Consider the following 26552-nt stretch of genomic DNA (forward strand, 5'->3'; position numbering starts at 1 on the left):
CCAATTAAAGTTAGTCAGATCTATTCTTTTTGTCGCAAGTAAAAAAGGCCTACTCTATGTAGGCCTTCCATTTGTTTTTTAGCAGGGAAATAAGCTTAACCGACGGTTAGCTCTTTATGCTCATCGGTTTTTTTACTATCCACGTTACCAGCGCCCCGCTTTGCTAAGGCATAGTAGAACAGCGGCGTAAGGATAAGCCCAAACAGGGTAACTCCTATCATACCGGCGAACACTGCCACACCCATGGCTTGGCGCATCTCGGCGCCCGCGCCAGTGGAGAACACCATAGGTACCACTCCCATAATAAAGGCGATAGATGTCATCAAGATAGGACGTAAACGTAATCTTGCTGCCTCTAATATCGCCTCCATAGGTGCCATACCATGGTCTTGTTTCTCCTTGGCAAACTCGACAATCAAAATCGCGTTCTTAGTCGCCAGCCCCACCAGTACTATCAGGCCAATTTGGGTGAAGATATTATTATCGCCACCGTAAATCAGCACCCCACTGAGGGCTGAAAGTAAGGTCATTGGGATGATTAAGATAATCGCCAATGGCAAGCTTAAGCTCTCATACTGGGCGGCGAGCACCATAAACACTAAGATGATCACCAGCGGGAAAACCAAAAGACCCGTATTGCCCGCAAGAATTTGCTGATAGGTCAGCTCGGTCCACTCATAGGTCATTCCGTTTGGCAGCGTTTCAGCCAAAATTTTCTCAATCGCCGCCTGCGCTTGGCCAGTGCTCACACCTGCAGCTGGGCCACCGTTAATTTCAGCGGTCGTGAAGCCGTTATAGTGCATCACTCTGTCTGGGCCTGAGCTTTGGCTGACGTTGATGAACGAACCCAGCGGGATCATGTCACCATTCAGATTCGGCACCTTTAGCTGACTTATCTGCTGCGGACTTTGGCGGAACGCCTCGTCGGCTTGCATATTCACCTGATAGGTTCGACCGAAACGATTGAAGTCGTTGACATAGGTCGAGCCCATATAGGTTTGTAATGTCTGGAAAATTTGATCGAGCGACACTGCCTGCTGTTTCGCTTTAGTCCGATCGATATCCAGTTCAAGTTGTGGCACGTTCACCTGATAGCTAGAGAAAACGCCAGCTAACTGAGGATCGGCCCACGCCTTGTACATCACTTGTTGGGTCACCTGATACAAGGCCTCATAACCAAGGTTGGCTCTGTCTTGAATTTGCAGACGGAACCCTCCTATAGTGCCGAGGCCTTGCACAGGTGGCGGCGGGAAGATGGCAATAAACGCGTCTTGAATAGCAGCAAATTGCTGATTCAATTGTCCTGCAATGGCATTCGCCGACAGTTCAGGACTGGTACGCGAGTCAAAATCATCGAGCGCAACAAACACCACGCCTGAGTTAGGACTATTGGTAAAACCGTTGATGCTAAGGCCAGGGAAGGCAATCGAGTGCGCGACTCCGGGGTGATTTAGCGCAATCTCAGACATCTTCTTGATCACACTATCCGTACGTTCAAGGGATGCCGCATCGGGCAACTGGGCAAAGGCCACTAAATACTGTTTATCTTGGCCGGGCACATAACCCGTTGGTGTATTGGCAAATTGCACACCCGTTAACGCCACCATGCCTAAATACACTAGGCCGATAATGCCGCCAAAACGGATAACCTTACGCACTAACCAACCATAACCATCGGATGCACGGTTAAATAAACGATTAAAAGGCACAAATAACCAAGCACCAAACAACTTATCCATTAGACGCGTTAAGCCATCCTTAGGTGCATCATGGCTCTTGAGTAACAGCGCCGATAATGCCGGACTTAAGGTCAGTGAGTTAATCGCCGAGATAAAGGTCGAGATAGTAATAGTCAAGGCAAACTGTTTATAGAACTGCCCAGTTAAACCGCTCATAAAGGCCGTTGGAATAAACACAGCCGCCAGCACTAAGGTGGTTGCCACAATCGGGCCCGTCACTTCCTTCATCGCCTTTTGCGTTGCCGCAACAGGGCTTAACCCTGCGGCAATATTACGTTCGACGTTTTCGACCACGACGATGGCATCGTCAACCACGATACCGATGGCGAGCACCAGCCCAAATAGCGACAAGGCGTTTAACGAGAAACCGAGCAGATGCATAAAGGCAAAGGTACCGACCAAAGACACAGGCACGGCCACCAGCGGAATAATCGATGCGCGCCAAGTTTGCAGGAATAGCACCACCACTAACACCACCAGCAATACGGCTTCGAGCAGGGTTTTTACCACAGCTTCAATCGAGCCACGCACGAACACGGTCGGATCGTAAACGATTTCGTACTCGAGCCCTTCAGGGAAGGATTTCGATAACTCTGCCATTTTGGCGCGCACATCGTCGGAAATCTGAATCGCGTTAGAACCCGATGCTTGGAACACAGGAATAGCGACCGCATCCTTATTATCCAGCAGTGAGCGCAGCGCATAACTGGTCGCACCGAGTTCGACCCGCGCGACATCCTTAAGGCGGATCACCTCAGCATTCTGGCCAACTTTGATGATGATATCTTCAAATTCAGACAGTTCAGTTAAACGGCCTTTCACGTTGATCAAGAGTTGAAAATCGGCATTGCCACTGGGCTGGGCACCTAAACTGCCCGCTGCGGCTTGCTGATTTTGCTCTCGCACGGCGGCAATAATGTCCGCGGGTGATAAACCCAGCGCCGAGACTTTATTGGGGTCGAGCCAAATCCGCAGGCTATATTCGCCGGCACCAAACAAGCGTACCGCGCCCACACCGTTAATCCGCGCGAGTTCGTCTTTGACGTTCAGCGCCGCATAGTTAGACAGATACAGCATGTCATAACGGTTATCCGGCGATAACAAATGCACCACCATGGTCAAGTCTGGCGAGGACTTTTCGGTGACTATCCCTAGGCGTTGTACCTCCTGCGGCAGACGCGGCATAGCCCTATCCACTCGGCTCTGCACTTGGGTTTGTGCCCTGTCTACATCGGTGCCAATGGCAAAGGTGATGGTCAAGGTCATGCGTCCATCGGACGTCGCCTGGGATGACATATACAACATGTCTTCGACGCCGTTGATCTCCTGCTCCAGCGGTGAAGCCACGGTTTCGGCAATCACTTTTGGGTTCGCGCCTGGGTAGTTAGCGGTCACGACCACAGTCGGCGGTACAACTTCAGGATATTCGGTAATAGGCAACTGCCAAACGGCAATCGCCCCAGTGATGAAAAACAGCAGTGACAATACGGCTGCAAATATCGGTCTTTTAATGAAAAACTGCGACAACATAATGTGTTATTCCTTAACCGCGACGCGTCGATTCGACCGCTTGCGCCGTCAAATGATCTTGGTTTTTATCGAGCATTAACTGGGCTTGGCGCAATGCTTCTAGCTTGTCGCTGTCGACCATGTCCACCATGTTTGGCTCAATTTGCATCTTAGGGCGTACGCGCTGCATACCGTTGACTACGATCTTATCTTCGGCTTCTAAACCTTGGGTCACTATGCGAAGCCCTTGCACTTTCTCACCTAAGGTCACGCCGCGATATTCGACCGTGCCATCATTGGCTACAACTAGCACAAACTTATTATTCAGATCTGTGCCAACGGCTTTATCGTCTATCAAGATACTTTCATAGGCGCCGCTACCTGCGGTGCGAAGGCGGGCAAACAATCCTGGCAATAAGCTATTGTCTTCATTGTCAAAAGTGGCTCTAACTCTAATAGTGCCCGTCTGTTTATCCATGGCGTTATCGACAAAGTCGACCATACCAACACGTTGATAATCACGCTCATTGGCTAAGGCCATATACACAGGATTATCGCCAGCGCGGGGATCGTTACGTTTTTTCTCTGCGGTTAACTTCACGTATTTAAGGTAGGTTTGCTCATCCACATCGAAATAGGCATACATGCTGGCGGTAGAGACTAAGCTGGTCAGCACACTCTGCCCTGCCGTCACATAGTTACCCGCAGTGACATTGGCGTAGGAGACGCGACCATCAATCGGCGCACGCACTTGGGTATAATCCAAATCGAGTTCGGCCCGCAGCAATGCCGCTTTAACCGAAGCTACGGCCGCCGCAGTTTGACGTTTATTCGACTCACGGGTGTCGAGTAATTCGGCAGAAACTGCTTTTTGTTCAAATAACTTACGGGCACGTTCTAGGTCGTTAGTGGCCAGTTGCTCTGCAGAGAGTGCGCTAGCAAGATCTGCTTTTAACCGGGCTACTTCCGCAGCAAACACGCTGGGATCGATACGGAATAACACCTCGCCTTTTTTCACTAAGGCGCCTTCTTTAAAATTCACCGACTCTATATAACCTGAAACCCGTGGCACTAAAGTGACACTTTCGGGCGCCTGTAAACGGCCGGTAAACTCGTCCCATTCGGTGACTCGCTCGTGCAATACTTGGGCAACATCGACCTTAGGCGCACTGGGCGCGGGGCCCTGCTGCGCGGTTTGCTCACCACAAGCAGAAAGGACGACAGCGGCAATGGCCGTTAACATCATTATTCGTAAAGGTTTGTGACTCATCATATTCGTGTCCTCAAAGTGGTGGGCATTCTGTGCAGTTCGAATAAAATACCGACTGGTAAAAAATATTCTGTACTGAACGGTAATATATAGCGTAAAATGACGCTGTCAACAAATTTATGTACCACTCGGTATAAATTTGAAAGGCGGGTTTTTCATTGAAGGATTGGGAAATACAATTGATGAGTCACTCGCCCGTGCTATCAGCCGTAGCAAGTGTGGCTGGACATGGACTAAACCCATGTCTATCCTAGGGGCAATTGAGAATTGAGGAGCCTATTGATGTCAACCGCCACCCAGATGCCCTGCGTAGGTCGCCCGCGAGCCTTCGACACTAATGATGCATTAGCGAAAGCCTTAGAAGTCTTCTGGCGCAAAGGTTTTGAAGGGACGTCATTAACCGATCTCACCCAAGCAATGGGCATTAATAAACCTAGCCTCTATGCCGCCTTCGGTAATAAAGAACAGTTATTTCTCAAGGCGATAGAATTATATGAACAGCGCCCCTGCGCGTTTTTCTACCCAGCACTTGAACAGAAAACCGCCTATCAAGTTGTAGAGTCCATGCTCTTAGGTGCCGCCAGCTCGCTTGCCGATACGAGTCATCCGCAAGGTTGTTTGATTGTCCAAGGGGCTCTTACCTGCAGCGAAGCGGGTGAAGCCATTAAAGAAACCTTGATCAATCGCCGCCGAGACGGAGAACTGGCCCTGTGTGAACGACTACAACGCGCCAAAGACGAAGGGGATTTACCCGAGACTGCCGATCCCCTATTGCTCGCCCGTTATATCGGCACTGTTTTACAAGGTATGGCCGTTCAAGCAACCAATGGGATCTGTTCGCAGGAACTGCATCAAGTGGCTGAGTTGGTGTTAGCGAATTTTCCAAAAAGTAATCGCTAATTTAACGACTTAATTGAATACCCCCTGTTAAGGCATCGCCTAACGGGGGGTTATTTTTTGGGGAGACTATTTGGGGGAGATTCACCATTAATCGTTAATAACCCTATGGGTCACGAGTGTCGGTTGTAAAAGATTGTCATGTACTGGACAACGATTGCACACAGTATCTAAAAATTCGCGCTTCTGCTCCTCAGTCAATTCGGCATCGATACTGGCGTTAAGGGCAATGTGCTTAAAGCCGACGGGATCATCGGAAGGCTGACCCAATAATCCAGCGGAATTCATCACGGCACGAACATGCACATCAAACTGGCGTAGCTCAATATGCCGTTCCCTTGCGACCATTTTCGCAATGGCAGAAATACAACCACCCAGCGAAAATAAGAATGTCTCCAAGGGGTTAGCCCCTTCGTTGCTGGCACTCGGTTGGTCTATCACTAAAAGATGCTCTCTAACCTGCGCAGTCACTTTCCAACCACTTGCCATATGGGTGGTGACTTCGACAACTTTTTCAGCCATTGAATAATACTCCATTAGTTTTTTTTCAATCAGATTATTCTAATGATTGATTTAGCAAAAATCACGGAGAAAGATCACAATCCGATGCTATTAGTCGATTTCATAATGCTATCAAGCACATTCAAGTTCCCATAAAATCATTGGCCTAGGGATAAAGACTTATGCTATAAACGCCTTATATCAAAGTAGGTATAAATGGACGCCAAATGCGTGTAGGGACTCAAGCAAGCATAAAAATACCCCGACAATTTTATTTGCCCCTGCCATTTTTGCTTGGTTTCACTTTGTTATTCCTTTCGGCGGCAAGCTCCCTCGTCTTCGCCGAAGAAAGCTCTCCTCTGGCAAGCACAACTCCCCAACAGGCGATCACTCTGGCGGCGGAGGATAGTTGGCCTCCCTTTGCGAATCAGTTCGGACAAGGTATTTCCCACCGCTTAATTACCGCCGCATTTAGGCAATCTAATATCGAAGTCAATAGCCTAGTCGTCCCCTATTCCCGTGCCTTAATGATGGCGGAAAAAGGCGCTGTAGACGGTGTCTTTAATGTGACTAGAGAGGCGAGCACTGAGCAGCGATTTGTGTTTGGTACTACGCCCTTATTTATTGCTACAGCCTCTTTTTACCATAAAAAAGGACAGGCTATAAAAGCGGGCAATAAATGGGATCTGCCTAAGGGCACTGTCGTTGGGGTGATAAAAAGCTACGAATATGGTGATGAGTTCCCCCTATTAGTCAAACAAAGACAGCTCAACCTAGTGCAAGTTGCCACACAGCAGCAGTTAATTAATTTATTGCTGATAGGACGCATAGATACGGCGTTAATGTTCGACCTCGTCGCTAAAGATAATTTACAGAAGATGGGGGTGGGTGATGAGGTGATCCCTGCCTTTAACAATCACAGCAGCAATATTTACCTCGCATTTTCCAAGGCAAATCCCAAGTCAGTTCTGCTCGCTCAGGCACTGGATAAAGGATTATTACAACTTAAAAGTGATGGTCAATATCAACAACTCTTCGCCACAGAGCAATAGTATATTAAGACTGCTGCGAGCGAATAATCTCTTGATTTACCCAGTATAAAAGCTGTTTTATCGCCTTAGAAAGAATCTGATTTTGCCGCACTATATAGCCCAAGCTCGTGCTTGGAAATTGTGCCAGCGGCGTGACTTTAGTCGTCAAATTAGCCTTAGTGTAAATCGAAAACTCAGGCACAATCGCCACCCCGAATCCGGCTTCAGCCCAATCAATTTGCGCATCAACACTGCCCACCTCCATGATCCTGTAACTGGGCAGATTTAAGGATGGGAGTGCGGGATCCAATAACTCACGGGTACGCGTATCGTGGCCGAGTAAAATCAATGTCGGTTGCTCGGCAAGTGGCGTATCCGCTGACAATTTTGCCTGTTGCCAAAGCTCCAGATTATCCCCAAGGGCACACCATTTAATTTGTTGTAACTCAGTAAAATGCAGCGGTTGACTCTCCTTTTGCGCGATCACAAAACCTAAATCGGCTTCGGCATTGGTCACTAACTCCGAGGCCTGCGAAGATGTGGTATTAAGCAGTGAAAAGTCAATTCCCGGAAACTCCGCCTTAAAGAGCTGAAACGGCTGGATCAACAGCAACCGCGAAATAATATCACTCGCCGCAATGGTGAGAGTGCCTTGGCTAAGATCGTTAATTGCATTCAGATCCGCCTGACAAATTTGCAATTCCATCAGGGTCTTTTGGCTGCTCTCTAACAGACGAAATCCCGCCTGCGTCAATCGAAAGGGATTACGTTCAATCAACTTCACCCGAGTCGTTTGTTCTAACTGCTTAATGTGTAAGCTCACATTAGGCTGTGTCATATGCAATGCCGCCGCAGCCTTACCAAAATGCTTATGTTCAGCGAGGACGACAAAGGTTTTTAGCCAGTGGAGATCGAGCATAGTGCACCCCAAGACAATAAAAATGCATTAATCATGGGACAATGATATATGAAATTCTTATCAGCACGATAACTATAATTAATTTCTCTTATTTATATTGGAGGTCTAGCATAACCGCTTAATCAATGTGGAGATGATGTTATGCCGTCTATCGTGGTTGTGGGTGCAAATTGGGGTGATGAAGGCAAAGGCCGCATCGTAGATTATTTAGCCGCGGATGCCGCTGCCAGTATTCGCTTTCAAGGCGGTAACAACGCCGGACATACCGTAGTCAACGACTATGGCACCTTTAAATTACACCAATTACCGAGTGGCATTTTCAACCCTAACTGCATTGCAGTATTGGGCCCAGGCATGGTGATCAGCCCAGAAAAACTCAGCGTTGAAATTGCTGAAGTTGAAGCGACAGGTGTTGAGGTCAAATTATGCATTTCTGACCGCGCGACCCTGTGCTTACCGCTACATGCATTAGAAGATACCTTAGAAGAACAACGTCTTGGCGACCTGGCCTATGGTTCAACCCGTCAAGGGATTGCACCTGCCTATGGCGATCGCGTGATGAAAAAAGGCATTTTAGTCGGCTGGTTAAACCAACCCGAAGTGCTGCAAGAGCGCATTCAATTTATGCTCGACTGGAAATTGCCGCAGTTAAAAGCACTTTATCCAAGCTGCGATTTTAATCAAACCGCCGCCGAAATGACCGCATGGTTATTAGAAGTGACTGCGCCTTGGCGTCCGTTTATTTGTAATGTGACCGAGCCATTAAAAGCATTGCAAAAACAAGATGCAAACCTATTGTTTGAAGCCCAATTAGGCGCTGGCCGCGACTTAGTCTATGGCGAGTATCCTTATACCACGTCTTCAAACGTGACCGCCGCTTACGCAGGTATCGGCAGCGGTTTACCCGCACTGCGCCCAGAGCGCGTGATTGCGGTAGCGAAAGCCTTTAGCTCATCAGTGGGCACTGGTACCTTAGTGACCGCAATGGAAGAGCAAGATGCCTTCCGTGAAAACGCCAACGAATTTGGTGCAACCACAGGTCGTCCACGTGACATGGGTTACTTCGACGCCGTTGCCACCCGTAATGGTGTTGAGCTGCAAGCGGCAACTGAAATTGCCCTGACTAAGATTGATTGCCTATCGGGCATGAAAGATCTGAAAATCTGTGTTGCCTATGCCGGTGAGCACACTGAGAACCCGATTTGGCCACAAACCGCCGCATTGAGCCCAGTGTATGAGCAAATGCCAAGTTGGAGCGAAGATATTACCGGTTGTCGCACTTTCGACAGCCTGCCAGTGGCAGCGCAGCAATATGTTGAACGTATCGAAGAGTTAATGGGTGTGCGCGTCAGCATGGTGTCCGTTGGACCTGAGCGCGATCAAATGATCATCCGCTAATAGCGACGTTTACCCTAAGCCATATTCACTGCGGTGAATATGGCTTTTTGCTTTTTATAGTTTTGTTTAACGCCATAAACCGCTAGACTGCGCCCAACGATAAACACAAAAACTTGCTAATATCCCATGCCACAATTTAGCCCAACCTATTCTTTCCCGGTACAAATTTACTACGAAGATACCGATTTTTCTGGCGTGGTTTATCACCCTAACTTTTTGAAATATTTCGAACGTGCCCGTGAGCATGTGATTGGTGCCGAGCGCTTAAGTGCCCTATGGCAACAAAACCAACTGGGTTTTGCCGTGTATCGTAGCGATATGCTGTGCCATGAGGGGGTAGAGTTTGCCGATATTATCGATGTGCGCACCCGGTTTTATTTTGAGAGTAAATATCGCACCGTATGGCAGCAGGAAATATGGCGACCACAGGGCAAAAAACCTGCGGTCACGGCCACAATTGAAATGGTGTGCATGAATCAAGCTCGCCAGCTCGCCCCAATGCCAGCGGAGTTAATTGCCGTCCTCAGTAGCGGATTTGAACTGAACCAATAAGCATCTGCATAAACCTAAAAACGCTGTAATTGAGCCCAGTTCATTTCCAGTTCTGCGGCTCTCATGGGTTTAGCATAATGCATCCCCTGCAGTGTATCTGCGCCCATTTCCACTAAGATTTCACGTATTTCAGGGGTTTCAACCCCTTCGACAGTGACATCATAGCCGAGCTTTTTCGCGATAGTGATACTGGCCTCGAGAATGTATTCCGCCGATTTATTCTGCTCAAGATCCCTTAAAAAAGCCTTATCGATTTTGACCTCATTGGCGGGCAAATGCTTTAAGTACGCGAGGGACGAATGGCCAGTACCAAAGTCATCGATAGCGAGTTTGATCCCCAGTTTGCGAATTTCCCCTAAGGTTTCCACTGCCTTGTTGAGATCCGCCATCAAGGTACTTTCGGTAATTTCGATCATTAAACATTCTGGGGGCAATTGGTAATGGGCAAGACGCGCCGCCAACTCCTGGGGCAAGGTTTCACTGTCAAGATCCCGGGTCGATAGATTGACCGCCACACACAGCTTCATCCCCATGGCCCGCCATTTCACCTGCTGAGCTAACACTTGCTCCAACGCCCAGCGGCTCACTAAATCAATCATCCCGGCGTATTCTGCCAAGGGGATAAATTCCCCGGGGGAAATGAATCCCAAGGTTTCGTGCTCCCAACGTATTAACGCTTCAACTTGGGTGCACTGCCCCGTTTTTACATCCAGCTTAGGCTGATACACCATATACAAGTGATTACGCTGTAAGCCTTTGGGTAAACTGTCAATAATCTGCAGTTCCCGCAGTTGCCTAATATCATCATTCTCACTGTAATAGGCAATGGCACTGCGTGTCACACGCGCTTTGTTAAGGGCAAGATCGAGTCTGCGCAGCATATTACTGGCATCGGCATGGTGCTGCTCTAGCTGTACGCACCCCACCTGAACCCGCACACTGACAGGCGTCTCTTTAATCCTAAAGGGCACCTGTAGGCGGCCGCGCAGTTGCTGTAATTGCTCCTCAGATAGGCTCTGCTCATAGTACAGAAAAAACTCATCGCCATTTAAACGCGCAATCAGTCTTGGGGCGACACAGAGACTGGTTAATCGCTCAGCAAACTGCTGCAGTAAGATATCGCCAAACACAAAGCCGAAAAGATCATTTACATAGCGAAACCGATAGATATCAAGCAACACCATAGTACCTTGAGTGATCGGCATCATGGAGGCTAAGGTGCGTTTCAACCCGAGGCGGTTGCTGAGCCCGGTCAGTCTATCCTTACCTGTTCCCGCGGGTAAGGCGGCTAACATCTCATTTAAAGAGTGATAGAGCGGGGCAAATTCCTGCGGCACTATGGGGATATTGAGGGGCTGACGTTCAATCTTTTGTTGGTCAAGCTGCGGGCAAAGTTGCGCTAAAAATCGTTGTTGTTGTCGCAAAGAGCGGTATTTTTCTAACAAAATGTACAGCACACCTATCAAGATGATAAACAGTGCTACCCCAATAAATCCCAACATAATCATACCTAGGCCTCAATCTTACCGCGTAAGCTTATTTCCAATGGGACTCAGCGTTTGTCGCTGAGTCACCATTTGAGTTCCATTTAGGCCGACTATTGGTAACTTTCTCTAATAGAATGGAATTTATCCATAAATTCATCACTGGCGAGGTCGCCAGCCGATACAGGCAATCCCCGTGCAACAAATACGTCTAAACGCTGCTCTAACTCTGTGCCTGCACGCAATTCGCCCGAATAAAATGCCGCGGCGCGGATAAAATCTAAGTAAGTTACATGCTCGGGCAAATAAGGAAGATCCGCCCAGCGCTCAACTACTTCCATCACTTCGGGGGCAAAATCCCAACTCTTTAATACGGCCCGTCCTAACGGACCCTGCATTTTACGCACCAGCGAGCGTAATTGATCAATGCTAGTAAACAACTCTGGATGCGCTTCGGCCTCGGTTAGTACGGGTAAAGCCCCGATGTTATGCACTAACCCCGCCAGGGTTAAGGTATCGAAATTTAACCCACTGCCAGGACGACGCTTATTGTACATCTGCAACATAGCGCAAGCCGCCGCGGTAACATCGATGGAGGTACGCCACACTTCATCCATCACTTCCCATACCATTTCATTGGTGGAGATAAATAATTGTTCCATCGCAACGGACGTGGCAATGCTTTTGATCTGAATTAATCCAATACGTGAAACAGCACTGCTAATGCTCTCGGCGGGAATACCACGACTATATAAAGCACTGTTGGCCACTTTGATGATCCGAGCCGAAATCGCCGCATCTTGGCCTATTACTTCGGCCACTTGTTTAAGGCTAGCATCGGAACGTCCCACAACTTCCTGCACCCGCATTGCGACTTCGGGTAAGGTTGGCAATACTAAGGCATCGTCTTTTAGTTTTTTTAATAAGCCGACTAACAGTAGATGTTCGGTAGACATCTTAGCTCCCATCAATCTATCAACATGAACATTGGATAGTTGGAGTATATCAGTTGGCTGTGGTGAGATGGGTAGAAAAAACAGCAGACGTTAATAATTTGTATGATTGCGTTATCAATTTCGACCATAGAGCCGTTTCCCCATCCATTCCCGAGGGATTAAAACGCTTATATTCGCAAAGTGTGAAGTACAGCTAAAGTTAGGCGTCGCCATTTGCATAACCCTACTTCCATTGTGTAAAATGCCGCCCCCGCGCACTGCGCCTCTATTCTACCAACCAATTCGAGAGTCATTATGTTTAAACCAGAGCTACTATCTCCCGCAGGGACGCTGAAAAACATGCGCTATGCTTTTGCCTATGGTGCAGATGCTGTGTATGCCGGTCAGCCAAGATATAGCTTAAGGGTACGTAATAACGACTTTAAGATGGAAAACCTTGCCACAGGGATTGAAGAAGCCCATGCGCTGGGTAAAAAGCTCTATGTGGTGAGCAATATCGCGCCCCACAATGCCAAACTTAAAACCTATATCAAGGATATGGAGCCCGTAGTGGCGATGAAGCCAGATGCGCTGATCATGTCCGATCCGGGTTTAATCATGATGGTGCGTGAGGCCTTTCCCGATCAAGTGGTGCATTTATCCGTGCAGGCAAATGCCATCAACTGGGCCTCGGTCAAGTTTTGGCAAACCCAAGGGATCAAACGCGTGATCCTGTCCCGCGAGCTGTCCTTAGATGAAATCGAAGAAATTCGTCAACGCTGCCCTGATATTGAGCTCGAAGTGTTTGTCCATGGCGCCCTGTGTATGGCCTATTCTGGCCGTTGTTTACTCTCGGGTTATATCAACAAACGCGATCCTAACCAAGGCACTTGCACTAATGCTTGCCGCTGGAAATACGATGTGCACGAAGCGCAGCAAAACGACAGTGGCGACATCATTGCCATGCCCAATGCGGTGCAAATCGAAACTCCGACGACCTTAGGTGCTGGCGCGCCAACGGATCAAATCTTCCTGCTACAGGAAGCCAATCGTCCCGGCGAATACATGCCAGCCTTTGAAGATGAACATGGTACTTATATCATGAACTCCAAAGACTTACGGGCCATCCAGCACGTTGAGCGCCTAACCAAAATGGGCATAGACTCGCTCAAAATTGAAGGCCGTACTAAATCTTTCTATTACGTGGCTCGCACCGCGCAGCTGTATCGCCGTGCGATTGAAGATGCGTCATCGGGTAAAGATTTCGATCGCAGCCTAATGAATCAATTAGAAGGTCTGGCCCACCGCGGCTATACCGAAGGCTTTTTACGTCGCCATGTGCATGATGAATATCAAAATTACGACTATGGCTACTCAGTTAGCGACACCCAACAGTTTGTGGGAGAACTGACGGGCAAACGCAATCTGGCTGGCCTTGCTGAAATTGAAGTGAAAAACAAGTTTTCCGTGGGTGACAGTGTCGAGCTGATGACGCCGCAGGGTAATATGAACCTGACGATTGAGCACCTCGAAAATCGCAAAGCTGAAGCGGTTGAAGCGGGCCTAGGTTCGGGGCACACTGTGTATCTGCCCGTGCCTCAGGAAGTCGATTTAAGCCACGGTATTTTGCTGCGTAACCTGCCCCAAGGTCAGGACACCCGCAACCCACATGAACTAGGTTAAGGTATGGCATTACTGATCGACGATAGCTGCATCAACTGCGACATGTGTGAGCCTGAGTGTCCTAATCAGGCGATCACTATGGGCGAGGAGATCTATGAAATCGACCCAGACCGCTGCACCGAATGCGTGGGGCATTACGATAAACCGACCTGCGTGTCCGTCTGCCCTATTGATTGTATCGACCCCGATCCAAACCGTATCGAGTCCAACGATGAATTGTTAGTGAAATTTGCCCTGCTAACACAAAAGCCGTTGTAGTACTCATTCAGCATTAAAATGATAAAAAAGCCCCGGAGAGACATCTCCGGGGCTTTTTTATAAAGTTCAAAAATACGTATTTAACTTTTGCATTTAGCTTTCATATTTAGCTAAGGCTTGGGGTCTTACCAAGGATAACCGTCGGTTTAGCGGCAATTTGCAGACGCTCAATCATTGCGGCGAGTTTTTCAACGCTGAGGCGAATCGGGGTCGGCATACTGGCAAATTCGATACTGAGTAGCAGGTTTTTCACTTCGAGCCCAAGTTCTGTATCGCCTTGAATACTCAGCTTACGCTGGAAGAATAACGTATCGGGATCTTCCTTTGCCGCCGCCACTAACAGGAGTTCTGCCGAATTGGCACTAAAGGTCACCTGAGCGTCGGTCAACTTTCTCACTTGCCATTGGCCATTAAAACTCACCTCGAAGTCGAGGTCTAAGTCCTCAACCCGGATAGCCACCCATTTATCGACTAAAAATGTTAGCTCATCGTCCGCCATTTGTTGGGCTAACAGCAGCCCTAATAATTGACTAATGGCTTTTGCTTTCAAGCTGAAGGGGACTTTCCCAAGGGGAAAACGCATTAATTTAGGGGTAAAGGTTAACAGTTGCTTAGCAACATTTGCTGAAAAAACAGCGGACATACGCAAATTCCTACGGAAAAAAACACGATATATCTCAGTTTACCGAGATTTTATGATCTTAAACCTGTTTTAAATCAATTCACCGTCATTCAATCTTGCCTACACTCTGCGGCTATTATTTTATCGGGAGCACCATTATGGAGTTATTGTGTCCAGCGGGAAATCTGGCCTCGTTAAAGGCGGCACTGCAGGCCGGAGCCGACGCGGTATACCTAGGACTAAAAGATGATACCAATGCACGTTCATTTGCAGGGTTAAACTTCACCCCAGCAAAATTACAGGAAGCGGCGGAACTTACGCACAAGCAAGGTAAAAAAATCTTTTTAACCTTAAATACCTTCCCTAAGCCAGGTGAAGAACACCGTTGGTATCAAGCTATTGATTTAGCAGCAAAGCTTGATATGGATGCCCTAATCGTTGCCGATCTTTCTTTACTCGACTATGCCCATAGGCACTATCCCAAGCTGCCGCTGCATTTATCGGTGCAGGCCAGTGCCACTAACCTAGGGGCGCTCAATTTTTATAAGGAAACCTTCAATATCGCCCGAGTCGTGCTGCCGCGGGTGTTATCCATGAAGCAAGTGCGCGACTTGGCCAAGGTCAGCCCAGTGGATTTAGAAGTGTTCGCCTTCGGCAGCCTGTGCATTATGGCCGAGGGGCGTTGCCATTTATCCTCCTATGTGACTGGTCAATCGCCCAATACTGGGGGCTCCTGCTCGCCCGCTAAGCATGTGCGCTGGGAAGAACAAGGTCAGGACAGACTCACTCGCCTCAATGAGGTGCTGATTGACAAGTCGGGGCTCGATGAGCAAATGGGTTATCCCGTGGTGTGTAAAGGCCGTTATCTCACCGAAGATCAGGACTCGCCACAGTATTTACTCGAGTCCCCGACCAGTTTAAACACCCTAAGCTTACTGCCTGAACTCGCCAAAGCCGGCATAGTGTCGCTCAAAATTGAAGGCCGCCAACGCAGCCCTGCCTATGTTGAGCAAGTGACTAAGGTATGGCGGCAAGCCATAGATACCTACCTCAATAATCCCGAACAATTCCAAAGCCAATCCCATTGGGAACAGGCACTTGCAAAGGTGTCCGAAGGGCAAATTACCACTCTGGGTGCCTATGAGCGCAATTGGCAATAAACGGTCAATAACAGATAACAAAAATGAATAAAGGAGGAGTGATGAATATTTCCCTAGGGCCGTTGCTATATTGCTGGCAAAAACAACAGGTCATTGATTTTTACCAACAAGTTTCTACCAGTCGCATTCCCTTAGTGTATTTAGGCGAAGCCGTTTGCAGCCGTAGACGCGAACTCAAATGGGGCGATTATCTGGCTCTAGCGCAGATGCTCAAACAGGCGGGTAAAGAGGTGGTGATATCAACGCTGGCATTAATCGAGGCGCCCTCAGAATATGCGGAGCTAAAACGCCAAGTTGATAATGGTGAATTTATCGTCGAAGCGAACGATATGGCGGCAGTGTATCTTGCCCAAGAACATAAACTGCCCTTTGTCTGCGGGGCGAGTATCAATAACTACAACCGCGCCAGTTTAGATATCCTGCAACGCATTGGTATGAAAAGGTTTGTGATGCCAGTGGAGTTATCTAAGGCCTGGCTTAGCCAAGTGATCCAAGAAAAACCCGCATTTGAAGTTGAAGTGTTAGGCCATGGCTATTTGCCACTCGCCCATTCGGCGCGCTGCTTTACCGCAAGGCACAAACAACTCACTAAGGACAGCTGCGAAACGGTTTGCCGGCAGTACAGCAAAGGGCTGCTCGCCCAAACCCAGGAACAGCAACCCCTGCTTAGGCTTAATGGTATTCAAACCCAGTCGGCCCATTGTTTAGATTTACGCGGTGAAATGGCCATTATGGCTAAGATGGGAGTCGATATTTTTAGGGTATCCCCCAGCAGTATGGAATGCATAACTATGGCCGATGCCTTAGTCGATACGCTCAACGCCCCTGAATCGTTGCCCAATTTCCCTATGAGTGCAGAGCAATGCAATGGCTACTGGTTTGGTGAGGCGGGTGTCGCCATTCATATTAGCTAGGCAGTTTTTCAGTCACTGGCACTTTGGTAAAACTGAGCTGGCTCAGTAACAGTGTGCCCACCCACCCCAATAAGCTCCCCAGCCCTAGCCACTCTAATAGGGCTGGCCACCATAAGCTTGGGCGTGGAAACTGCAGAACCATTTCCTGATAAAAAGGCCTGCCCCCTTCGGTGAGCCCCAAGGATAACTGCGGGGCATAGAGGAATGTCATCATGCTGGCGAATACCATCAGCGCCAGTAATACCGTTAAACGGCCAAAGGCCGCGCGGCTCACTACCACTAAAACCAAATAAAATATTGCGCTAAGGCTGCCAAAATAGAAAAACCATTTCAGGCCTAAAATGTGTAAATGGTACACATTGACCGGAAACAGCCCAACACAGGCTAAGGCTAAAAAAGTGAAGGCTAGGCAGATAAAAAAAGGATACTCCCAGAAGGAAGTCACGTTTTGCAGCGAGGATAAGCAATAAAAAACAATGCTTAAACTGCCAAAAAATAATCCGCCATTGAGGACCACTGCATAGGCTGAATGCCCATAAGTACCGAGTTCACTTAGGGTGTAGTTTAAAAAGTTAAAGGTTTCTCGCTCGGAATAGTTAAATCCGACGATAGACACAACAATCCCTAGCAATAACCCAAAGAGACCAAGAAAGCCAAATTTAGTGGCGAGCACTGACCCCTTCTTTATCGTGATACTTGATCGTGTAACAGTCATGAGTAATTTAGCCAAATAGAGGTAGTAATACCTTACATGGAAATAAAAAGATTTAAAGCGGCGCACATCCGCTTTATCGGAAAATTTTTACTTTCCGCATCTTTATCGACTTTTTAGTCATACTCGATTGGGGTTAAAAGTTGGCTAAACATGGCTAAATCCTCTGTGGCTGGTATTTTTTAGTCGAATACAAATACGAACCACCATAAATGATAAAACTGCGCACCTTAGTAAGGTTGACGCAATATAAAATTGTAAACAATTGATTTAAAAAGAACTAACCTTAAAGTACTCCGTTAGACACTGCAACAACCCCTTGATACTGGCGCCGAAATAACTATGCTGTTTTGTTGCTTATATCAAACTAACTAGCGAATCGTTTTACATAGCGGGACTAAGCGAGTAATCTTCCCCCTTCTCGATTTTGAGCTGAATGAAAATGCACCTTAACTGGCCCTAAAAAACGGTTTTGGATGGCTGCTTATTCAAGTTTATTTTGTGCGACTCGTACTTTAAGGTGTACACCATTGGCTACTGAACATAAAAACCGCAACATAAAGACGATACTCACCTTTATCGTCCCTTCGCTGATAGGTCTGCTGCTGTTTATGACCCCGATCAGCTATAACGATGCGATCACTATTCCCATCGCAATCATCTCTAAGGCGCTGCAAAGTGCGTTGAGTGGAGTTCTCACCTTAATCGTCACGGCGATTGTGGTGGCTATGGCACTCGCCTCACTGCTCACCAAAATGCTCAAGCCTAAGTTTGTTCTCAATAACCACTTTCTCAATGGCTTACTCAATATCAGCCCCATGTGGTTAACGACTCGGGTTGTCGGCGCAGTCTTTATTGTGCTGACCTATTTTGCCGTTGGCCCCGAAGCGATTCACTCCTCCAGTACGGGCGCCTTAGTCTTAAACGACTTACTGCCTGTGTTGTTCTCGGTGTTTATTTTCGCGGGCATGTTATTGCCACTGCTGCTGAACTTCGGCCTACTCGAACTCTTTGGCACACTTTTAACTAAGATCATGCGCCCAGTGTTCAACTTACCGGGTCGCAGTGCTATCGACTGTATGGCCTCTTGGTTGGGCGATGGTAGCGTCGGTATTTTACTGACCAGCAAACAATACGAAGCGCGTTTTTATACCCAAAGAGAAGCGGCTGTTATCGGCACGACGTTCTCTGCGGTATCCATCACTTTTAGCTTAGTGGTGATCTCGCAGGTGAAGTTAGAGCATATGTTTGTGCCCTTCTATTTGACAGTATGCCTTGCGGGCTTTGCCGCCGCGGTGATTGTGCCTAAGTTGCCACCCTTATCATGGAAGAAAGACAACTATATCGACGATACGCCACGTTTACCCGATGATGAAATCATTCCCGCGGGACACGGCGCTTTCTCCTGGGGTTTTGATAAGGCCCTAGAAAAAGCCGCCAGCGCCGGAGGCATAAAAGCCGTATTGAATGAAGGCGTTAAAAACGTGATCGATATGGTATTTGGCATTATCCCAGTGGTGATGGCAATTGGTACCACGGCACTGATCATTGCCGAACATACGCCTATCTTTAATTATCTGGGGATGCCGTTTATCCCGTTACTCGAATTGCTGCATATCCCCGAAGCCACCGAAGCTTCTAAAACTATCGTGGTGGGGTTTGCCGATATGTTTATTCCGTCGATTTTAGCTAGCTCAATTGAGTCAGATATGACCCGTTTTGTGATTGCGGCATTGTCTGTGACTCAGCTAATTTATATGAGTGAAGTAGGTGCACTGCTGATTGGCAGTAAAATTCCGGTGAACTTTGTTGAGCTCTTTGTGGTGTTTATCCTGCGTACCTTAGTGACTTTGCCAGTGATTGCGGGTGTTGCTCACTTGCTATTCTAAACGCAAAAACCTTTGAAATATAAAGGGGAGTCAGGTTAACTGGCTCCCCTTTTTTGTACTAACTCATACACGCGCTCATACACGAACAGGTAGTTTTGATTATTTAGTGTGGCTTAAGCGTACAAACTCCACTCGTAACCACACAACTCACGTTTAGGGACATATATGTGCTGTAGACTAGTTTTTGGGGACCTGTAATTTTAGTTGTTAGCAGTTTAACGTTTGCTGATATCCACTCACACAGGCTTGCCATGATGCTCACTCACCGACACGCAGCAAGTCCATCCTTGGATGCTCGACCGCCCCGTCCATGGGGCGGACGGTCGTCTCGCTAATCACCATGGCTCACCTGTTTAGCATCGGTGTAGCCTGTTTGTTTTAAAGCAGAGATCTGACTCGTTTTGGGACAGAAGCGCGCTAGATTTAATGCGCTAAAGGTGAGTAATAGCATTAGCAAAGTTATGGCAACCAGATTAGTTTACACTGATCCCGCACGTTGGCTGATATCCACTAACGCAGGCTTGCCATGGTGCTCGCTCACCGACACGCAGCAAGTCCCTATATGGACACCTCGAATAGATCAACCACTTTTTGAGTAACAGAAAGTAATACTGCGTACGTATATCCGACCTGTTCGTGAGAATCTTTGCTCTCTGGCCTTAATGAGAACCGCGCCTTTGCTGCTTATCGTCCCTTCGGAGTTATAACTCCTTATACTCTCTCAGCATTTGCAAAGGCCGGTATTACCTGTTACTTCATTAATTGCGTTCGGTTTTTTAGGGTATGTTATTGCTTCATTTAGTTAACAGGGTCTGTACTCTGTTTTATAGTAGAGCATCGCCCAAATTATCCTCGCCAGTTTATTTGCAACTGCCACGGCTGCTTTTTGCTTGCCTCTTCGTTCAATGATATTTCTCGCCCATACAGACAGCCTATCATCGTTGTTTGTTGCGTAGCGTATGACAGACCATGCACCTTGAATTAACTGACGCCTTAGATAGCTGTTACCACGCTTGGTTATGCCACCTAATTTCTGTTTTCCACCACTTGAAAACTCTTTTGGAACGAGCCCTAAATTGGCAGAAAAATGTCGACCATTTTGATAACTGGAGCCATCTCCAGCAAAGGATACCGCTGCTGTGGCAATAATCTCAGCGACACCTCGTATTGCGGTTAACCGTTTGGTATCTGGATGATTCATTGCTTGTATCCGAATATCTTTTTCTAATGACTTAATCGAAGCATTTACGGCATAAAGCTCATCGAGCAATTCCCTGATGTACCGACGAGCGATAGTGGTAAGCGAGTTACTTGCATCTTCGAGTAACTCAGGAAGTGCTAGGTTAAGTGGATCACGACCTTTAGGGATAACGATGCCATATTCACTTAATAAACCACGGATCTGATTAGTTAATGCCGTTCTGACCCTAATACGGCGCTCTCGGATCCGATGGCTTATGATCACATCGACCTGCTCTAAAGATCTTGGTTTAACAAAGATGATGTTAGGACGTTGAGCCGCTTCACATATAGCAAAAGCATCATTGCGGTCATTTTTATTCCCTTTCACGAATGGTTTCACATGTTGTGGTGGAATTAATCTGACCTCAAAACCCTGAGAGATAAGTTCTCTGCCCCAATAATTTGAGCCACTGCAGGCTTCCATAGCAATGACAGCATCGGGATATTGAACAAGCGTTTTTAATAGTTGGGTGCGTTTAATTGTGCGATTAAATACGGCTTTCCCTGCTTGATTAACACCACAAACCTGGAGAACATTTTTTGCCAAATCGATACCAATTAGAGTAATTTTCATAGTGGACACCTTTGTTGATATTGAGCTTGCAGATTCAATATGGCGTTAATGACGCCTACTTTACAAGAGGTGTCCATCTCATCATCCCTGGATGCTCGACCGCCCCGTCCATGGGGCGGACGGTCGTCTCGCAAATCCCCATGGCTCACCTTTCGTGCATTCACGTAACCTGTAGATTTAAAAGACATATGCAACATACCTTTGGACAAAAGCTTGTTAGGGTCAAAGTTCTGGAATAATGATTGCCATTAGGGAAGGTATGGCACTGGATATGCGGTAATGTCGCGTTAAGGTATGAGCGGCGCTTGCCTAAACTTCAGCCAAGCGAAAATGGCAAGCGTTGTGAATTACTCTTAAAGGGTATGTATTACTTCTCAAAAGTTATATTCGAATAGTTAATTGCACAGAAATGCTTTGCTTTCAAGTGGTCGAAAACTTCAAACCAGTCCAGACATAAGCCTACTCTTTTTTTATTTTTTAATATTAATTCAACGCTATAATTTTCGAAACCTGCAATAGTTGCATAGCTTTGCCACATTGTTGTTATCGAGGTTCGAGCGTCATTAATCATCGCCGCTGTTAGTTTACGATTTAACATATGCTTTTGAGAAATAGCATACACAAAGCCATCTATTATATCGGTAAGATCAAGCTTAATGTCTTGGGTTAGCATCTCTTTAGGTACACCAGCCTTTTCCAAATCTTCGTAATAATAATAGATACTAAAATGAGCCGTCGGATTCGAATTACCTTTATCGTGGCGTACACCTGTAGTGAAACTTCTGACTGGTAATGTACTGTGCTGGCTATGGCCACGTAGATTACAGCCGACTACATAATTCAAGTTCGTAGTATAAATTTCACTGCGCTGAGCTATTACTGCTTCCCTTGAGCTTTCTTCGTTTGTTAATTCGAAAGAAAAGCAACGCTTCTTATTTTGATTGTAGTGCCAGTCAAGATATAGTTTGCTCAAATTAAATAAATTAAAAGCCAGCCTATTCAATGAACTACGAATTTCATGATTTAGAATATAGTCTACATCTAGAGATGAAAAAGACCTCAAATTCCAATAACTCACTTTGTTCTTGTAGTCCCAGTAAGCTTCAATTATTTGGTCATAAATAATTTCTAAATCTAGTGCTTTACTCAAAATATTTTTGAGCTCTAAACTCTTTGTAATTTCAGTATAAGAAACCTTAAAAGCTCGATATTCAGTTTTATCTTTACTGTATAGGCCTAAGTTGTCCATAAATCTCCGAGCAAAAAATCTGGCCATCCATTTTAGATCAACAACATAATGCACTTTCGGTTTGTCTACAACTTGTACGAGCTAAAATTGCTTAAATGAGAGTCATCAAAAGTTGAAGGGTTAAAGCTGATGTATAAAAATGAGCTAACTCATTAAAAATGGTGTATTTAAGACCTGCTAACCCACCCAATAAAACTAATGAGCAATGAGCACAAGAGGCTTTCAACTCCGTTGGGGCGTCTTGGAGCATCCAAGGGCGAAGGTCCACGGCCGCTTTGAGCGCGAGATAGGGATATCGAGCTGGCTATTTAACATGGACGTTTTTGATAGGACGAGCAGTTCTCCTTGGTCGGGTGTGGGGTGAAGCACCACGACTTTGATTTTGATTAAAGCATTCAAACTACGAAACACACTTTGGGGCAATATCTTTTTAGCTAAACGAGCAGCGAGGGGGTTAGTTAAGATTGGCATTGTTGCACCAGTGACCGTTGGCGGCATGGTTGCTCATTCACATCTGACCCATAGGGATATGGGGAATGTCACTATGATGTCTGGAACATTATTGACTATGTGATCGCAACATTCGATTCTTGTAATCAAGAGCAATATACAGCAGATGTCGCCGTCGAGCCTATATGGACACTTCTTGTGAAATAAATAGGCGGCGTGTCACTGGGGAAGCAATGACAATTAATGCGTAATACGCATAACTCAACAGTCTTGCATTGGGGCAATAGCTTTTTAGCTAAACGAACAGCAGAAGTGTTAATTAAGATTGGCATTGTTGCAACTGTGACCGTTGGCGGCATGGATGCCGCCGTCGAGCCCTCAGGGACGAGTTTATGGCGTGTCACAGGGGCAACAATGACAATTCATCCTGCACACCTGACGACAAACTTATCTAGCTTTCGGGCTGAAGTAAGCTAAGTCCCCCACCTTGTTGTCATCTGCATGTCACTTAAGCTTCATCATTCAGTCAAAGCACGTGGCTACTCTCTAAGGCAGTCAACAGCCGCATAGGGTGAATATCAGATGACTGGAGCCAACTACAGAGGGCTTGAGCGCACGCTTATCGACGCACTCAACCATCCCCGCAACTCTCCTTACAACTCTTCAGACAATGCTCCATCCAGTGTTAACGCTACTTCCTTCTCAACGCCAACCATTTCCAGCTTAATCAATGTGGCTAATAGCCAAACCACCACAGTTAACGCCCTCTGGTTGTCAGATATCCATTTAGGTTGCAAGGATTGCAAGGCCGATTATCTGCTCAGTCTGCTTGACACTGTGCGCTGCCAGTATCTGTATTTAGTTGGTGATATCATCGATTTATGGGCATTGAAACGTAAGCTGCACTGGCCCGATAGCCACAATAAGGTGCTGCAAAAGATTATAGAACTAGCACAAAACGGCACCCAAGTGATTTATCTGCCGGGTAACCACGACGAACTGTTAAAACCCTATGCCGAGCTTAGTCTGTGGAACATCAAAATTGCCCGCCAACATATTCATCAAGGTGTTGGCGGCCATAAACTCTTGATGCTCCATGGGGATCAGTTTGATGCCGATGTCTGTGTCGGCCGCTTCTACGCCCTTTTGGGCGATCATTTATATGATTTACTGCTGTTCCTCAATCGTAATCTCCATAGCCTGCGGGAGCGCTTAGGTTATCCCTATTGGTCACTGGCAAGTTTCGTCAAATCTAAAGTGGGCAAGGCTCAAGCCGCTATCGGGCATTATCGCCAAGCGGTGCTCAACTATGCCCAGCATTTCGATGTTGACGGCGTGATCTGCGGCCATATCCATCAGCCTGAACTCTCAACCCACCCCAAAGCAGCACAATACTGCACGCCCCAGAGTAGTCCTGAGCAGCGGCAGATCATCTACGCCAACGACGGTGATTGGGTCGAAAACTGCAGCTTAATCACAGAAACCTTAAGCGGTGAATTACAACTGTGCCGCTGGAACGAACAGACGCTCAAGCTCGACATTCTCAGCAGCATAGCGTTAGTGCAACAGAAACCTGAGACACATGAAAACAAACGACCAGCGGCGGCAGCGCAGCCAATGCCAAACACAAATAGCGGCGAAACTCGCCCAAGGGATGTTGCCTAACACTATGAATCAATTAGATAACGCTATGAATAAGATAGATAACGCTATAAAGCACAATGAACAGATGCTAAGCCACCTTAGTGATAACACCCATACCGCGCAGCCACCTGCGATTAAGGTGAATTCCATGATTTTTACCGTCGACAATGTGGTTGAACAAAATCTGCCTGCCATCAATGACAAACCTTGGCTCGCAAAACCCGCCAAGGCCATGCTGCGTTATCTACTCAATGAAAAACAATGCAATGATATCGCCAATCAATATGCCTATTTACAGGGCGTGGACTTTGTCGAGCAAGTGCTGGCGAGTTTTGACTTTAGCTTTACCGTGCCCGCCAACGAGATAGAAAATATTCCCTGCGAGGGCCGAGTGGTGATATTCGCCAACCATCCCATAGGTTCACTCGATGGGTTAGCGCTCATCAAACTTATCAGCGAAATTCGCCCCGATATCAAAGTCGTCGCCAATGAACTCTTAATGGCACTGGAACCGCTGCATTCTATCCTACTGCCGGTGCGCAATATGACCGGCGGCACACCAAAACAGCATTTAGAGAAAATCCACCAGCACCTGCGTAATGAAGGCGCAGTGCTAATTTTCCCCTCGGGGGAAGTCTCGCGCCTGCGCCCTAATGGCGTGCGCGATACCCAGTGGCACTCGGGTTTTTTAAAGATGGCGATATCCTGCAATGCGCCACTCTTACCGATATTTTTAGATGCCAAAAACTCCGCGGCCTTCTACGGCGCCTCTATGATTTACAAGCCACTCGCCACGCTACTGTTAGTGAAGGAAATGTTCAAACAGGCCAAACGCAATATGCCAATCCGTATTGGCGAGCTGATCCCGAACGAAGCCGTGCGCTCGATGGATTTCCCCCTCAAGACCAAGATTAAACTGCTTAAAAATCATTTATATCGCATAGGGAAAGATAAAGAACCGCTGTTTATCACCCAGAGTGCCATCGCCCATCCCGAGTCGCGCCGTGAACTGCAGGCCGCACTTCAGCAGTGTGAACTCCTGGGGGAAACACAAGATAACAAGTTGATTTACCTATATCAGCACCACGACAGTAACCCCATCATGCGGGAAATTGGTCGCCTGCGGGAAATCGCCTTTCGCGCCGTCGGCGAAGGCACTGGCAAACGCCGCGATATCGACAAATACGATTCCTACTACCAGCATTTAGTCTTGTGGGATAAAGCGCAGTTTGAAATTGTTGGCGCCTATCGATTTGCCAGTGGCGACCAAGTGTTAGCGAAATACGGCGATAACGCCCTCTACAGCCAATCGCTGTTTCAATACACCGACAGCTTTATGCCCTTTGTGAAACAAGGCTTAGAACTCGGCCGCAGTTTTGTCCAGCCCAAATATTGGGGTAAACGCAGCTTAGATTACCTCTGGTTTGGCATAGGTGCCTTTCTCGCCAAACACCCTGAATACCGCTACCTCTTTGGCCCTGTGTCCATCAGTAATCAACTCCCCGGCAGCGCACGGGAAATGCTAGTGCATTTTTACGCGAAGGAATTTGCCCCCGAGCGAAGCATGGCGGTTTCTATGTCCCCCTTTGGGTTATCACCACAGCGCACCAAGCAGCTCAATGACCTCTATTCGAGTGAGGATTATCAGAGTAATTTCAAGCAGCTAAAACAAATGCTTGCCAGTATGGGGGCGGCAGTACCCACGCTCTACAAGCAATATGGAGAACTCTGTAAAACAGATGGAGTGAAGTTTCTCGCCTTTGGTATCGACGCCGATTTTGGCGATTGTATCGATGGCTTAGTCTTAGTCGATACCCACAAATTGAAAGGGAAAAAGTACCAACGTTATATTGGCACACACTTACCCGATGAGTGCAGACCAATAGCGCAGGAAGAGGATGACAACGAACCGGATTAACC

22 protein-coding genes are annotated in these 26552 nt (G+C 47.2%); 12 read left to right on the forward strand and 10 right to left on the reverse strand.

Annotation, left to right across the window (positions count from 1 at the left end):
• Positions 1 to 95 precede the first annotated feature (95 nt).
• Complete coding sequence (locus JFT56_RS14375) at positions 96 to 3272, reverse strand: multidrug efflux RND transporter permease subunit (RefSeq protein WP_198783588.1); 3177 nt, start codon at positions 3270 to 3272, stop codon at positions 96 to 98.
• Positions 3273 to 3282: 10 nt separating this feature from the next.
• Positions 3283 to 4521: an efflux RND transporter periplasmic adaptor subunit gene (locus tag JFT56_RS14380; RefSeq protein WP_198780728.1), complete on the reverse strand. Its 1239-nt coding sequence runs from the start codon at positions 4519 to 4521 to the stop codon at positions 3283 to 3285.
• A gap of 279 nt (positions 4522 to 4800) precedes the next feature.
• Between JFT56_RS14380 and JFT56_RS14385 the strand changes: the two genes are divergently transcribed.
• A complete protein-coding gene (locus JFT56_RS14385) occupies positions 4801 to 5418 on the forward strand; it encodes a TetR/AcrR family transcriptional regulator (RefSeq protein ID WP_198780729.1) in 618 nt (205 codons plus the stop codon).
• A gap of 87 nt (positions 5419 to 5505) precedes the next feature.
• Here the strand turns inward: JFT56_RS14385 and JFT56_RS14390 are convergent, their stop codons facing one another.
• Positions 5506 to 5937, reverse strand: a complete 432-nt coding sequence (locus JFT56_RS14390) for an OsmC family protein (protein WP_198780730.1) — start codon at positions 5935 to 5937, stop codon at positions 5506 to 5508.
• Positions 5938 to 6143: 206 nt separating this feature from the next.
• Between JFT56_RS14390 and JFT56_RS14395 the strand changes: the two genes are divergently transcribed.
• Positions 6144 to 6968 carry a substrate-binding periplasmic protein gene (locus JFT56_RS14395; protein WP_198780731.1) on the forward strand — a complete coding sequence of 275 codons (825 nt, stop codon included), beginning with the start codon at positions 6144 to 6146 and terminating at the stop codon, positions 6966 to 6968.
• 4 nt (positions 6969 to 6972) lie between these two features.
• On the opposite strand, the gene JFT56_RS14400 is transcribed toward JFT56_RS14395, so the two are convergent.
• Positions 6973 to 7866 (reverse strand): LysR family transcriptional regulator, encoded by an 894-nt coding sequence (locus tag JFT56_RS14400; protein WP_198780732.1) that lies wholly within the window; start codon positions 7864 to 7866, stop codon positions 6973 to 6975.
• A 141-nt stretch (positions 7867 to 8007) separates the two neighbouring features.
• Between JFT56_RS14400 and JFT56_RS14405 the strand changes: the two genes are divergently transcribed.
• Positions 8008 to 9264, forward strand: coding sequence for an adenylosuccinate synthase (locus JFT56_RS14405; RefSeq protein ID WP_198780733.1), 1257 nt, complete (start codon positions 8008 to 8010; stop codon positions 9262 to 9264).
• Positions 9265 to 9390: 126 nt separating this feature from the next.
• Positions 9391 to 9816: a thioesterase family protein gene (locus JFT56_RS14410; protein WP_198780734.1), complete on the forward strand. Its 426-nt coding sequence runs from the start codon at positions 9391 to 9393 to the stop codon at positions 9814 to 9816.
• A gap of 14 nt (positions 9817 to 9830) precedes the next feature.
• On the opposite strand, the gene JFT56_RS14415 is transcribed toward JFT56_RS14410, so the two are convergent.
• Complete coding sequence (locus tag JFT56_RS14415; RefSeq protein ID WP_198780735.1) at positions 9831 to 11324, reverse strand: putative bifunctional diguanylate cyclase/phosphodiesterase; 1494 nt, start codon at positions 11322 to 11324, stop codon at positions 9831 to 9833.
• 89 nt (positions 11325 to 11413) lie between these two features.
• Complete coding sequence (locus JFT56_RS14420; protein WP_198780736.1) at positions 11414 to 12256, reverse strand: HDOD domain-containing protein; 843 nt, start codon at positions 12254 to 12256, stop codon at positions 11414 to 11416.
• 294 nt (positions 12257 to 12550) lie between these two features.
• Here JFT56_RS14420 and yegQ point away from each other — a divergent pair, with 294 nt between their 5' ends.
• Positions 12551 to 13918: a tRNA 5-hydroxyuridine modification protein YegQ gene (gene yegQ, locus JFT56_RS14425; RefSeq protein WP_198780737.1), complete on the forward strand. Its 1368-nt coding sequence runs from the start codon at positions 12551 to 12553 to the stop codon at positions 13916 to 13918.
• 3 nt (positions 13919 to 13921) lie between these two features.
• A complete protein-coding gene (locus JFT56_RS14430; RefSeq protein WP_198780738.1) occupies positions 13922 to 14176 on the forward strand; it encodes a YfhL family 4Fe-4S dicluster ferredoxin in 255 nt (84 codons plus the stop codon).
• A 106-nt stretch (positions 14177 to 14282) separates the two neighbouring features.
• On the opposite strand, the gene ubiT is transcribed toward JFT56_RS14430, so the two are convergent.
• A complete protein-coding gene (gene ubiT, locus JFT56_RS14435) occupies positions 14283 to 14819 on the reverse strand; it encodes a ubiquinone anaerobic biosynthesis accessory factor UbiT (protein WP_198780739.1) in 537 nt (178 codons plus the stop codon).
• Between the two features lie 137 nt (positions 14820 to 14956).
• On the opposite strand from ubiT, the gene ubiU reads away from it, so the two are divergent.
• Positions 14957 to 15958 (forward strand): ubiquinone anaerobic biosynthesis protein UbiU, encoded by a 1002-nt coding sequence (gene ubiU / locus JFT56_RS14440; protein WP_198780740.1) that lies wholly within the window; start codon positions 14957 to 14959, stop codon positions 15956 to 15958.
• A gap of 41 nt (positions 15959 to 15999) precedes the next feature.
• Positions 16000 to 16872 (forward strand): U32 family peptidase, encoded by an 873-nt coding sequence (locus JFT56_RS14445; protein WP_198780741.1) that lies wholly within the window; start codon positions 16000 to 16002, stop codon positions 16870 to 16872.
• Here the strand turns inward: JFT56_RS14445 and JFT56_RS14450 are convergent.
• Positions 16865 to 17587 (reverse strand): hypothetical protein, encoded by a 723-nt coding sequence (locus JFT56_RS14450; protein ID WP_198780742.1) that lies wholly within the window; start codon positions 17585 to 17587, stop codon positions 16865 to 16867. The two genes, JFT56_RS14445 and JFT56_RS14450, sit on opposite strands and share 8 nt — an antisense overlap.
• A gap of 527 nt (positions 17588 to 18114) precedes the next feature.
• Between JFT56_RS14450 and JFT56_RS14455 the strand changes: the two genes are divergently transcribed.
• Positions 18115 to 19473 carry a YjiH family protein gene (locus JFT56_RS14455; protein ID WP_198780743.1) on the forward strand — a complete coding sequence of 453 codons (1359 nt, stop codon included), beginning with the start codon at positions 18115 to 18117 and terminating at the stop codon, positions 19471 to 19473.
• Between the two features lie 802 nt (positions 19474 to 20275).
• On the opposite strand, the gene JFT56_RS14460 is transcribed toward JFT56_RS14455, so the two are convergent.
• Together JFT56_RS14460 and JFT56_RS14465 are read right to left on the reverse strand one after the other, a co-directional pair.
• Entirely contained in the window at positions 20276 to 21289 is a 1014-nt protein-coding gene (locus JFT56_RS14460; RefSeq protein WP_198780376.1) for an IS110 family transposase, read from the reverse strand.
• A gap of 367 nt (positions 21290 to 21656) precedes the next feature.
• Entirely contained in the window at positions 21657 to 22538 is an 882-nt protein-coding gene (locus JFT56_RS14465) for a hypothetical protein (protein WP_198780744.1), read from the reverse strand.
• 693 nt (positions 22539 to 23231) lie between these two features.
• On the opposite strand from JFT56_RS14465, the gene JFT56_RS14470 reads away from it, so the two are divergent.
• The 3 genes from JFT56_RS14470 (at position 23232) to JFT56_RS14480 (ending at position 26550) form a co-directional block, all read left to right on the forward strand.
• Positions 23232 to 23465, forward strand: a complete 234-nt coding sequence (locus JFT56_RS14470) for a hypothetical protein (RefSeq protein ID WP_198783657.1) — start codon at positions 23232 to 23234, stop codon at positions 23463 to 23465.
• A gap of 105 nt (positions 23466 to 23570) precedes the next feature.
• Positions 23571 to 24653 (forward strand): UDP-2,3-diacylglucosamine diphosphatase, encoded by a 1083-nt coding sequence (locus JFT56_RS14475; protein WP_198780745.1) that lies wholly within the window; start codon positions 23571 to 23573, stop codon positions 24651 to 24653.
• Entirely contained in the window at positions 24643 to 26550 is a 1908-nt protein-coding gene (locus JFT56_RS14480) for a GNAT family N-acyltransferase (RefSeq protein ID WP_420136027.1), read from the forward strand. The genes JFT56_RS14475 and JFT56_RS14480 overlap by 11 nt, the downstream gene beginning before the upstream one ends.
• The last annotated feature ends 2 nt before the right edge of the window (positions 26551 to 26552 follow it).

It is taken from the genome of Shewanella putrefaciens (assembly GCF_016406305.1).
Classification (GTDB): Bacteria; Pseudomonadota; Gammaproteobacteria; order Enterobacterales; family Shewanellaceae; genus Shewanella; species Shewanella putrefaciens_C.